Genomic DNA, 12,341 nt, shown 5'->3' on the forward strand with positions numbered 1-12,341 from the left:
TCTAAAAATACAAAGCGATGAAAAACCTACATAAAATATCAGGGCTTCTCCTCATGGGGCTCCTAACCATGTTTACCAGCTGCGAATCACTGGACCAAGCCCCAGAAGACTTCTTTGCCAGCGGCAACTTCTGGAAGGACCAGCCACAGGTTTCCGGATACATGACAGGGCTGCACAGATACTTGCGCAGCAGCTATGGCATTCATTTCACCATGGGCGAGCTGCGCGGTGGCCTGCTGGGCGATGGCGACGACGGATCGGGCGTGTCGGTGTTTGGGGAGTCGATGTACAACCAAACCATCATCAAGCAAGACCTAAGAGCCGACAACGCGCTCTTCAACAACTGGGATGGACTCTACGGTGAGATCGTGCGCGTCAACCTGGCACTACAACAGATTCCCGAATGCACATTCCTGACCGATGCCCAAAAAAACCTTTACCTGGCACAGGCCTATGGCATGCGGGCTTACTACTATTTCTTCCTCTACCGTACATGGGGAGGCGTGCCACTGGTCACAGACGTGGCCATCACCAAAGGAAAAATATCTGCGGCCGCCTTGTCCAGGCCTCGTGCCAGCGCGGCAGAGGTGATGAAACTCATCAAAGACGACATCAAGGCCTCTGAAGAGAAGTTCAACGCCTTGGGAAATGACGCCTTCACCAGCCCGTACGAGTGGAGCGCATATGCCACCTGCATGCTGAAAGCCAACATCTATGCGTGGGCGGCAAAAGTATCGACAGGAAATTGCAAGGCTACCGGCAACGCCGACCTGCAAACGGCAAAGGCTGCGCTTGGCAAGGTAATCGACAGCGGGAAGTTCAAGTTGATGCCGGCGTTCTACCAGGCATTCAGAACAGACTTCAAGCAGAAGAACAAGGAGAACATCCTTGCCGTGTCGTTCAACACAACGGACAAGGCGTATATGCCAAATGCCAGTTACCTGTGTGCACAAGCCAACTTCTTCACGGCTGCATTCGACAGCGAGGGCAATGCGCTGACATTGTCAAACAACGACCCCTTTGGCACAAGCACGCTGATCAACGGCATCGTACGCTATCAATACAAGGAAAGCTTCTGGCGGTCGTTTGACAAGGGCGACAGCAGGCGCGATGCTACATTTTTTGCTGTGATGGGCTCCAAAAAAGACCCCATGACGGGTGCTAACTTCGGAAGCCTTCTCAAGAAGTTCGCCGGCCATTATGACGTGGCAGAAGGAACTCATTACTTTGATTGCGATGGTCCTATCTTCCGGTATGCCGAGGCACTACTGCTGATGGCAGAGATAGAAAACGACCTTGGCAACGACCCCAGCCCCTACATCAACCAGATACGCGAACGGGCCTATGGCAGCGACTATCCTACATACACCCGTCAAGACAAGTACAAAAACACGAAGGCCATCCTTGCCGAGGCTGACAAGGAATTTGTGTTCGAGGGAAAGCGATGGTTCAACCTGCTGCGCATGCACGACGCAAATGGCAGGGCATTGGTGTTCGACGGCACGGTGAACTATCCGTTTATACCTGGGAAAGACGAAGGGGCATTGCTCCGCGAGACGGAGAGCTACAAGGTTTTGTGGCCTGTTTCCGTAAAGACAATGACAAACGACCCTGCTGTCTTGCAGACGGAAGGGTATAAGTGATTGGCGGCATTCATGCCAAATTGTCATATTGATTTCAGCTGGGCACGGGTGTTTGCACGCTTCCCGTGCCCTTTTCAACACGCAACGTCCATTTTCATCATGAGGACGAACACAATCATAAAGAACCTCGGCATCATGACGAGGTGAACTATCGTTCAGGTGGATTAAAAAAATATTTTGTATATTTACAGACGATTCACCCCATTTGTTGCCCTGCCTAAGTCTGGACAGCATGTTTGGCAAGAAAAAAGAATGCGCGTAAAATAAAAGCAATGACTATAACAAGACCTGTTCATCAATTATTAATTTTTATCTTCATGGCATGTATCTGTAATCATGATGCCAGTGCAAAGGGCATTGGGCATCTTCAAATGGAACGAATCAAAGGGTTTCCAGTAAGCGAGAAAGGAATAGAGAAAGGGATTTCGGCATGCTTTGCTGGAATTGTTGACGGCTATCTCATCATGGCAGGTGGTTGTAATTTTCCTGATGTTCCTGCCGCTGATGGTGGCAAGAAGAAATTCTATCAGGGGATTTATGCTGCCAAAATAAGCACAACTGCGGACACACTTGACTGGCAGTTGATAGGTAAGCTACCCGAACCTTTCGCTTATGGCGTATCAGTCAGCCTGCCCAATGGTTTGCTCTGCATGGGTGGGTGTAATGCCGAAGGCTCATCTGATCAGGTATTCAAGATAACCATTGAACAGGGGAAGGCTGTTGTGGAAGCCTACCCTGCCCTCCCGTGGAAACTGGATAACTTCGCAGGAAGCCTCGGTTGTTCTACTGTGATGGTGTACGACGGCTTGCACATTGCACAACTTCAGCTTGAAGATTTGCAAAAAGGTTGGCAAATACTTTCTCCTTTGACAAGTGAGGTGTTAGGTCAACCTGTCTGTGGCTACACAGACGGCACATTTTATGCGTGGGGAGGATGCACCTCCAAGACAGACAAGCAAGATGCCCAGTTACAAATGCAGGGATACCAGTTTACCAAAAGCGGAGCAAAACCAGTAGAAGGACCACGAACATGCCAGCAGGAAGAGATATATCTTGGAGGAGCAGCTGCCGTGAATTGTGGTGATGCAGGCATTGTTGTTTTGGGCGGTGTGAACAAAGACGTTTTCGAGGCTGCCGTGAACCATCCCATGCCTGGGTATATGAAACATCCCATAGCATGGTATCGATTCAATCCCTACATTAACTTGTACAAGAATGGCAAGTGGACTCTTTTGGGAAACCATGAAGCTGCAGCGAGGGCTGGAGCATCTTTGGTGTTCGATGGCACTCATATATATATAATAGGTGGAGAACTGAAACCAGGAATCAGAACTGCGGAGATATACCGCTTCCGTTTACCCTTATAGCCGCTACATTTGAACTAAAACCTAAGAGAAGAGAAAAGAAATGAACCTGAAAGAAAAAAAATATTATCCGTGGCTCGTAGTTGCACTGCTATGGGTGGTAGCATTGCTCAACTACATGGATAGGCAGATGCTCTCGACCATGCAAGAGTCGATGAAAGTAGATATTGTAGAATTGAACAAGGCAGAAGCATTCGGTGCATTGATGGCAGTATTTCTGTGGATTTACGGATTGGTAAGTCCGTTTGCAGGCATGATAGCCGACCGTGTAAGCCGTAAATGGTTAGTGGTAGGCAGTTTGTTTGTTTGGTCGGGCGTGACCTATCTTATGGGATATGCCGAAAATTTCACACAACTATATTGGTTGCGCGCCTTTATGGGCATTAGTGAAGCGCTCTACATCCCCTCCGCACTGTCACTGATAGCCGACTGGCATGAGGGAAAATCACGCTCTTTGGCAATTGGCATACACATGACGGGCTTGTACACGGGGCAAGCCATTGGCGGATTTGGTGCTACCATTGCAGCCATGTTTACGTGGCATTCGGCATTCCATTGGTTTGGTATCATTGGAGTTGTGTACTCAATCGTACTGTTCATTTTCCTTTACGAAAACCCCTCACACGCACAGTCGACCTCTTCCACGACACATAATAAAGCCAGTATCAATCCTTTCAAAGGGTTAAGTATTGTGCTGTCCAATTGGGCTTTCTGGATTATCTTGTTCTATTTTGCGGTTCCGAGCTTACCAGGATGGGCAACAAAGAACTGGCTACCAACGCTCTTTGCTACCAATTTAGGCATTGACATGTCGAGTGCAGGACCCTTGAGTACCATTACCATTGCTGTTTCTTCATTTGTAGGTGTCATCGTAGGAGGTATTATGTCCGACCGGTGGGTACAGAGAAATATCCGAGGTCGTATCTACACCAGTGCCATCGGACTGGGCATGACGATACCTGCCTTGATATTGCTTGGGTTCGGGCACCATATTGTAGCCATTGTTGGCGCAGGTCTGTGCTTTGGTGTGGGCTACGGCATCTTCGATGCCAACAACATGCCCATCCTTTGTCAGTTTATTTCGACCAAACATCGTGGCACTGCCTACGGTATCATGAACATGGTAGGCGTGTTTGCTGGCGCTTTGGTGACGCAAGTGTTGGGCAAATGGAGCGATGGTGGCAACTTAGGATTAGGGTTTGCCATTTTAGGAGGTATCGTGGTGATTGCATTGATATTGCAACTGGCATGTCTAAAACCAACGACAGATAACGCATCATAGTTGTTGGCTAAATTTGAAAGCAATAATGGGGAGCGCTCTTTAGGGCTTATCTCCTCAAAATTCAAAACAAAAATCATTAACATATAAAAAATGGAAAAGATTATAGGATTAATTGACGCACCATTCACACCGTTTCATGAGAATGGCGACTTGAACTTAGAACCTATTGAAAAGTATGCAGCCATGCTGCAAAAAAATGGATTGCAAGGCGTATTTATCAACGGATCGTCTGGAGAAGGTTATATGCTCACCACCGAAGAACGCATGCAACTGGCTGAACGCTGGCTCAAGGTAGCTCCACAAGGCTTCAAAGTCATCGTGCATGTTGGCAGTTGTTGTCTGCGCGAGAGTCAGAAATTGGCAGCACATGCTCAAGAAATTGGGGCATGGGGGATTGGCTCCATGGCACCTCCATTTCCAAAAATAGGCAGAATAGAGGAATTGGTGAAATACTGCGAAGCCATAGCAAACAGTGCTCCCGACCTTCCTTTTTATTATTATCACATACCAGCCTTTAATGGTGCTTTCCTTCCTATGCTGGAATTGCTGAAAGCTGTGGACGGAAGAATCTCCAATTTTGCTGGTATTAAGTACACTTTCGAGAGCTTATACGAATACAATCAATGCCGACTGTACAAAAATGGCAAATACGATATGCTGCATGGACAAGACGAAACGATACTGCCCAGCTTAGCACAAGGCGGTGCACAGGGTGGTATTGGTGGAACTACCAACTACAATGGGCGCGAACTGGTGGGCATTATCGAGGCATGGAAGAATGGGGATATTGAGACAGCTCGCGAAAAACAAAACTTTTCACAGGAAGTCATCAACGTGATTTGTCGATACCGTGGCAACATTGTTGGAGGCAAACGTATCATGAAACTTTTAGGTTTTGATTTGGGACCTAATCGTGTTCCATTCCAGAATATGACCAACGAGGAAGAACAACAAATGAAAAAAGAACTGGAAGCTATCAACTTCTTCGATCGTTGCAACCAGTTTTAATATTGAAAGAAAATATTCACAGAAATGGAAATCAAAAACTATATATCCCAATGGGAAGAACGCTATCACAGCGATCTAACAAATAATATCCTTCCCTTTTGGCTAACAAATGGTCTTGACAAAGAGCATGGAGGCGTGTACACCTGTCTGGACAGAGACGGAAAGCTGATGGATACCACCAAATCGGTGTGGTTTCAAGGTCGGTTTGGCTTTATAACAGCCTATGCTTATAACCATATTGAGAAGAATCCTGCATGGCTCGAAGCATCAAAGAGCTGTATTGACTTCATCATCCACCATTGCACCAACGAGGATGGGCGGATGTATTTTGAGGTGACAGCTGACGGTACACCCCTACGTATGCGTCGCTATTTGTTCTCAGAGTGCTTTGCCGCCATTGCTATGTCCGAATATTCGATAGCTTCTGGCAAACAAGAATATGCAGAAAAAGCATTAGAGGTGTTCCACACCATTCAACATTATGCCAACACGCCCGGGCTACTTGAACCCAAATACCTGCCCACCATGAAATGTCAAGGACATTCGCTGACGATGATTCTCATCAATACAGCCTCACGATTGCGAGAGGCTATCGATGCGCCAGAATTGACAAAGCAGATAGACTTGTCGCTCGAAAAGCTGGAAAAGTATTTCGTACATCCCGAATACAAAGCCATTTTGGAAACCGTAGGACTGAATGGAGAGTTGATTGACACACTCAACGGGCGTGTCATCAACCCGGGACACTGCATCGAGACATCGTGGTTTATCTTGGAAGAAGCACGCTATCGCAACTGGGACTCACACTTGGTTGACTTGGGAACAAAGATTCTTGACTGGTCGTGGGATTGGGGATGGGACGAGAAATACGGTGGCATCATCAATTTCCGCGACTGTAAAAACTTCCCACCACAAGACTATTCGCAGGATATGAAGTTCTGGTGGCCACAGACCGAAACCATCATTGCAACGCTGTACGCCTACTTAGCCACAGGTGATGAGAAGTACATAGAGAAGCACAAGATGATTAGTGAGTGGACATATCGCCACTTCCCCGACAAAGAATATGGCGAATGGTACGGCTATCTGCATCGAGACGGCACTGTGGCTCAACCTGCCAAGGGCAATATCTTCAAAGGACCGTTCCACATTCCACGCATGATGATGAAGAGTTACTTATTGTGCAAGGACATTATGGAAAAAGAGAACGAAAGTAAATCATGATAGAAAGAGGTGGGAAGTTGAAAGATAAAGGTAAACATTGGCGTATAATCGCTCATTGAACCCAAGATTTGATGCAGCCATTAGGCAAATCATCTACTCCTTCAACTTCCCTACTTCTTCAATAAAAGGCAGGAACAGAACTATAAACAGCAATATTATAGTTCAAGAATTCTCTTCCTGGCGATTAGACAAGCACCTATCACACCTGCTCTATCCTTCAGTTTAGAAAGCACTAAGTTAGTGTCACGATTTACCAAATTGAGTGAGTATTTTAATACAGACGACTTGATAGCGTGCATTAAATAATCTCCTGTGACAGATAAAGAGCCACCTATCACCACTAACTCGGGATTAAAGATATTGATAAGACCTGCTATGGACTGTCCCAACTTGCGTCCCATACTTTCTACAACCTCTATACATAGGGTGTCGTCATTGCATGTTGCCTCGATAAGTGTTTCCATACTAAAGTCTCCAGTGTCGTCTTGTTGAATGTTAGACGATTCTCCATTACTCACACGCTCTTTCACTATTCGCACAAAGGCACTCCCTGAAACTTCTGTTTCCAAACAACCTTTCTTTCCACAGTGGCAGATAATCTCGTTGTTCACAAAGAAATTGTGTCCAAATTCTCCAGCATAACCAGACTTACCCTTATACAAATTTCCATCAATAATCATCCCCAACGCTAAGCCCCAACTGACATTGATGAACAAAACGTTCTTCTCTCCGTGGGCACACCCTTTGAGATATTCGCCATACGTCATGGCTCTTGTATCGTTCTCTATGGTTACCTTAAAGCCTAAGCGATGACTCAAAAAGTCTGCTAATGGTGCTTCGGAAAAATTAAAAATAGAATAACTGTAACCAGTATCAGGATTAACACGACCTGAAATATTGACATTGATATCAAATATCTTTTCTTTGGGTACACTGAGTTTGGCTGTATAATTAGAAATAATGCTACAAAGCTGTTCCAACGCTGCTGGCGTGTTCTCGTGTTTATAACTGTTATCGGTCAACAAATCAATCAAATCTCCCCTGAAATTCATCAATCCAATGTGCACACAGGTAGCATTGATGTCCACTCCTATGAAATATCCTGACTCTGGGTTCAATCCATAAAGATTGGGATGCCTGCCTTCTTCTGTCTCTAACTTTCCATATTCAATCACGAAACCCTCATCACACATTTCATTGACAATCTTCACTATCGTTGGAACGCTCAAATTAAACTCCTTCGCCAAGTCGGCATTGGTCGCATTACCATTGACGATAAAATACTCAATAATTTGATTTTTAACCTGATTGTTCTTGCTACTTTTTTTGTTTTCAAATAAAGATTTCATATAAATGTGCTTCTATTAAGTTTTTTATCTTGATGTGTTTTCTTGTGTGAAGAAGAACTTTTTAATGACTGTCCGCATCTTTTTGTTACCTTTCATACACAGTCATAAAACCAAAACAATGCGCCTGTATTATATTTCTTGAAATATTTCTTCGGCTGACTTCCTTACTTTTTCTGGCTGTTTCTCCGAGGTGTCTATATAACCGACAGGGATAAGAGCAACAGCCTCAAAATCTTTGACGGGGAAATACTCCTTGACGAGTTCGATGTCGTAATGACACACCCAGCAAGTTCCTAATCCTCGGTCGGCTGCTGCCAAACAAAGATGTTCGGTAGCTATCGCCACATCAATATCCGCATGCTGCTTACCATCCTCTTCTCGAACCCAACAAGCTTGTTCATTCTTCATGGCAATGACATACATGGGTGCTGTCTTAAACCACTCTCTATGATAACACTGGCGGAGTTTCTCTTTTGCTTCTTGCGAAACAACAAAGATAAATTTCCATGGCTGTCGGTTTGCTGCCGACGGTGCCAAGCGAATGGCTTCCTTGAGATAAGCAATATCTTCCTCACTTACCATTTTATCCGTGAATTTTCTCACGGCATAACGGTCTTTACAAAGCGATAAAAAGTCGGTCATGATTTTATATTGGTTAATTCGTTTGTTTTTCATCCGTCTACTCTTTGCAACAGGAAGCTATTCCTATTGTCCTTACGTGGCTGTTCATTCCTCTGCCATGGGTCGACAACACCAACGAGACACTTTGAGCATCACACCCAACCCAGGTATCTCTTTCAACAAAAAATATTTTTTATTGCTCCGCACCAGTCGCCCACTCAATCCTTTTAAGGGACCATATTTAACGTATACGGGCGTACCCACCTTTAGCTTGGCTTGTGCTTCTGAAAGGTATTGGCGCATCACTATCTCTGGGTTACACATTGCTTGAAATTCAAACATTTGTCGTGACGGAATCTCGTAATACTGCCTATCCTCTCTACTTTTACGGATAACAGAACCCTTGAATGGCGCTTCTGTCAATATTTTCCGAATTGATAGTTCGGACATGGTTCGTTTGATGAATATCAAATTTCGCACAACGGGGCGCAACTTCTGTTGCACACGATGCTTCCTGTCCTCTACATCGACGTACTCCATAGGAATGAAATAAACTAAATGGTGCTCTTCAAGATAGTCAATCACTTGCTGTGTTTTCAGTGTAAAGAGTCGCAAGGCATACCAAGGCAAGTCATCATCGAGCGGTTTTTGGATGATATCTTCATCATTCGTTGAGGAAGGCAACAAATGTGGGTCGTGATGTTGTTGAAGGTTGTCCATGCTTGGTAGGGTTCTTCGAAACACAAAGGTAATAATTTTTGATAGAGGAGGCAAACATTTTTCCTGTTAGATGGTTCTAACGGTGATGCTGTCGTTAGCTATTTTTCTTAACTTGTTCCACGAAATGCCTTAGTTTTTCAACGTCTTTCACACCTGGTTGGGTCTCAAATTCTTCGTTGACCTGAATGCCCTGCAGTTGGGGGTGATGCAATGATTGCAACAATGAGGCACTGAAGAAGCCCATTCCACCACTCAACAAGAAAGGAATAGAACCGTTGTATGTACTCAAAATGGTATTGATTCTTTCCAAAGTAGCCTGTTCTGATGTCTCACGCTTGATATCAAACAAGAACAAATCAACGACTTCTTTGTAAGCTTCGCACACTGCTAAATCTTCGATTCCATTGATTTCTATCTTTTTGATAATCTGCAATGTGGGACGAATGTCTGGGCAGATGGTTCGAAGTAGATTATCAATCATGATAGGACTTTCACTTCCATTCAACTGAACATCATCTAAATCATAGTTGTAAACACGTGTCACAATATTTTGAGGCATGTCATCTGCAAAGACGCCCACTCGCTTTATTCTGTGGCAGACCTCATCCGAACGGTTCGTCTGCATCCCTTCTGCGAGCTTTTGCTCACTATAATCAGGAATGATTCCTGCATGACTGCTAATCATCTGAACGTAACGAGGTGAGTCGGGAATAAAAACAAACCCCATCATATCTATATCTAACTTGGCTACAGCGCAAATGTTATCGGTATCGCGCATGCCACAAACTTTAATTTTCATTGCCATTGGTTGCGTCAGTAAATTATTTTTCTTGTAAAAACCTTCCATGAATAGAACACACCCACCGTCTCAAAACATTCCTTGTCACGGTTGGTGTGAACATCATCCTTGCGTCTTCAGCGAGACTATCACTGCAATATTAAGCATAAAATTTGGAATAATGGAGATTTTCAAATCATATTTTTGATAAAAGGGGGCAAAAAAATGAATCTTTCTGCATCTATCTAAGACCAAAGATTGTTATATATAATAAGGTGAGAGGATTTGGAAACATTTTTTCCTGACTGTATAATAAAGCGATGTCCCGAACGTTATGTATTTATACAAAACATTAATTTAGCAAATGAAGCCTATGCCGTATTTTACTCCTGAAGAACTCAACCCCTCCGAAGCCACACTTCGACTCCTCAAACAGTTGGCACGCACTTATCGTGTCGCAAAGACACAGCATCACCACATTGCTTATTGTCTTAACTAATCTTTATCTGTCAAATGAAAAAACTCACACTCGTTTCTCCCTCTCTGCTATCAGCTGACTTTACGAACCTTCAAGCCGATATTGACATGATTAACCAAAGTGATGCAGACTGGCTGCACTTGGATGTCATGGATGGCGTGTTTGTTCCTAATATTTCGTTTGGGTTCCCTGTGATTCGCGCCGTATCAAAAATCTGTCAAAAGCCACTCGACGTACATTTTATGATTGTTCAACCAGAACGATACATTCAACAAGCTGCCGAAGCGGGAGCCACATTGATGTCTGTGCAATACGAAGCGTGTACGCATCTTCATCGAACCATACAGCAAATTCATGATGCTGGCATGAAAGCAGGGGTGGTCTTAAATCCTGCCACGCCCGTACATCTATTAGAAGATATCATCAACGATGTTGATTTAGTGTTGCTCATGAGTGTGAACCCAGGCTTTGGCGGACAAGCCTTTATTGAGAACACCATTGCAAAAGTAAAGCGTCTCCGAAAGCTTATCGACGAGTCGGGAGCTCAAGCCCTCATCGAAGTGGACGGTGGTGTGCAAGAAGATACCGCTCCACGATTAGTTCAAGCGGGTGCCGATGTATTGGTGAGTGGCAGTTATGTATTCAAAGCGAAAGACCCTATCGCTACTATTCACTGGCTGAAACACTGCTAAGTGCAACATGCAAGCAAGGCTTTTTGATCAAAGCTACAAGTTGTGACCGCGACACACTTTACCTTTCGCCCGATTATAACAACTGGAGCATCAGGTCATGCTCTTGAGCCATTTTACGCAAGTTAATCAGTGCGTAACGCATACGTCCCAAGGCAGTGTTGATACTTACATTTGTTGTCTCGGCTATCTCCTTGAATGAAAGCTGTTGATAAAAACGCATATATACCACTTCCCGCTGTGTGGTAGGCAACAGGTTCATCATCTTCTTTACATCCTGCAGCACCTGATCGTTTACAAACTTAGCCTCTATGGCTTGCTCAAGCAGTGCTTGATCGCCAAAGTTAGACAAATCGTTGTCTTCGGTTGCCTCGACAATCTTTTCAGACTTTTGGTCACGATAAATGTCCATTATCACATTGTGAGCGATACGCATCACCCATGCACTGAACTTCCCACTCGTTGTGTATTTTCCTTGCTGCAACTTGGTAATGACCTTGACAAAAGTATCTTGAAAAACGTCATCTGCCATGCTACGATCACGAACCACAAAAAGGATGTAGGAAAATATTTTGGACTGATTGCGCGACAATAACAAATCGAAAGCAGCATACTGCCCATTGATATAAGCCATCGCTAATTCTTCATCAGACAGCTCGGTTAAATTTCTCATTTCTTAAAAATTTGATTCTAAGTAAATGTGTTTCTATAGGCGATGGATAATTATTTTTTAACGTAAATAGTAAGTAACAATAGCAAAGGTAGAGAGTTTTGTTCATTTTTCCAAATTTTTCGTTAAAAAAGTTTGTGCAAACACATACGTTCTTTCATGGAAGGGGGATGTTGTAAAACAACAAAGAAAGCTCCAAATTTGTAACATGAAAACAAAATAGGATTAAATCTTTTCGCTTACTAAGGTTGACTTATTACCTATGTTGTTAAAAGGAGAGCCAGCTTACTGTGAAGATATGACATTAGATTTGAGCCAACGGGAACACACTCAAAACAACATTTTTGTCCTATTAATTTACCAAAAATCGGTCATCTAAAATCTTCAAAATAGAAAAAATCAATAGGCAAACGATGGACAAAAATGGGCTGATTTTACCAAAAAAGATGTCTTTTCAAGTTGAAACATTGACTTAACGGTCTTGGAAACATACAATAGAGGTGTTATTCACATGC

12 protein-coding genes are annotated in these 12,341 nt (G+C 44.0%); 7 read left to right on the plus strand and 5 right to left on the minus strand.

From position 1 onward, the window contains the following. Positions 1-284 precede the first annotated feature (284 nt). From HMPREF9304_RS03700 to HMPREF9304_RS03720, 5 genes are all read left to right on the plus strand, one after another. Positions 285-1,643, plus strand: a complete 1,359-nt coding sequence (locus tag HMPREF9304_RS03700) for a RagB/SusD family nutrient uptake outer membrane protein (RefSeq protein WP_231564456.1) — start codon at positions 285-287, stop codon at positions 1,641-1,643. A 272-nt stretch (positions 1,644-1,915) separates the two neighbouring features. After that, on the plus strand, positions 1,916-3,010 hold the full coding sequence (locus tag HMPREF9304_RS03705) for a mutarotase (protein ID WP_036926565.1): 1,095 nt from the start codon (positions 1,916-1,918) through the stop codon (positions 3,008-3,010). Positions 3,011-3,050: 40 nt separating this feature from the next. Then, positions 3,051-4,289, plus strand: a complete 1,239-nt coding sequence (locus tag HMPREF9304_RS03710; protein WP_036926540.1) for an MFS transporter — start codon at positions 3,051-3,053, stop codon at positions 4,287-4,289. Between the two features lie 90 nt (positions 4,290-4,379). Next, entirely contained in the window at positions 4,380-5,297 is a 918-nt protein-coding gene (locus tag HMPREF9304_RS03715; RefSeq protein ID WP_036926542.1) for a dihydrodipicolinate synthase family protein, read from the plus strand. 24 nt (positions 5,298-5,321) lie between these two features. Beyond that, positions 5,322-6,521, plus strand: coding sequence for an AGE family epimerase/isomerase (locus tag HMPREF9304_RS03720; RefSeq protein ID WP_036926543.1), 1,200 nt, complete (start codon positions 5,322-5,324; stop codon positions 6,519-6,521). Positions 6,522-6,676: 155 nt separating this feature from the next. On the opposite strand, the gene HMPREF9304_RS03725 is transcribed toward HMPREF9304_RS03720, so the two are convergent. From HMPREF9304_RS03725 to HMPREF9304_RS03740, 4 genes are all read right to left on the minus strand, one after another. Further along, positions 6,677-7,870 carry an ROK family transcriptional regulator gene (locus tag HMPREF9304_RS03725; protein ID WP_036926547.1) on the minus strand — a complete coding sequence of 398 codons (1,194 nt, stop codon included), beginning with the start codon at positions 7,868-7,870 and terminating at the stop codon, positions 6,677-6,679. Between the two features lie 129 nt (positions 7,871-7,999). Continuing rightward, on the minus strand, positions 8,000-8,545 hold the full coding sequence (locus HMPREF9304_RS03730) for a nitroreductase family protein (protein ID WP_081953634.1): 546 nt from the start codon (positions 8,543-8,545) through the stop codon (positions 8,000-8,002). Between the two features lie 51 nt (positions 8,546-8,596). Continuing rightward, positions 8,597-9,211: a UpxY family transcription antiterminator gene (locus tag HMPREF9304_RS03735; protein ID WP_052045880.1), complete on the minus strand. Its 615-nt coding sequence runs from the start codon at positions 9,209-9,211 to the stop codon at positions 8,597-8,599. Positions 9,212-9,305: 94 nt separating this feature from the next. Further along, complete coding sequence (locus HMPREF9304_RS03740) at positions 9,306-10,016, minus strand: phosphoribosylanthranilate isomerase (RefSeq protein ID WP_374187978.1); 711 nt, start codon at positions 10,014-10,016, stop codon at positions 9,306-9,308. A 346-nt stretch (positions 10,017-10,362) separates the two neighbouring features. Here HMPREF9304_RS03740 and HMPREF9304_RS15145 point away from each other — a divergent pair, with 346 nt between their 5' ends. Both HMPREF9304_RS15145 and rpe read left to right on the plus strand, forming a co-directional pair. Further along, on the plus strand, positions 10,363-10,488 hold the full coding sequence (locus HMPREF9304_RS15145) for a hypothetical protein (protein WP_008123217.1): 126 nt from the start codon (positions 10,363-10,365) through the stop codon (positions 10,486-10,488). Positions 10,489-10,502: 14 nt separating this feature from the next. After that, the gene (gene rpe, locus HMPREF9304_RS03745; protein ID WP_036926550.1) at positions 10,503-11,159 is read left to right on the plus strand and encodes a ribulose-phosphate 3-epimerase; all 657 of its coding nucleotides are present in this window, start codon (positions 10,503-10,505) and stop codon (positions 11,157-11,159) included. A gap of 73 nt (positions 11,160-11,232) precedes the next feature. Here rpe and HMPREF9304_RS03750 read toward each other — a convergent pair whose 3' ends face one another. Next, entirely contained in the window at positions 11,233-11,829 is a 597-nt protein-coding gene (locus tag HMPREF9304_RS03750) for an RNA polymerase sigma factor (protein WP_008123213.1), read from the minus strand. Positions 11,830-12,341 lie beyond the last annotated feature (512 nt).

Source organism: Hoylesella timonensis S9-PR14 (assembly GCF_000762405.1).
Taxonomy (GTDB): Bacteria; Bacteroidota; Bacteroidia; order Bacteroidales; family Bacteroidaceae; genus Prevotella; species Prevotella timonensis_A.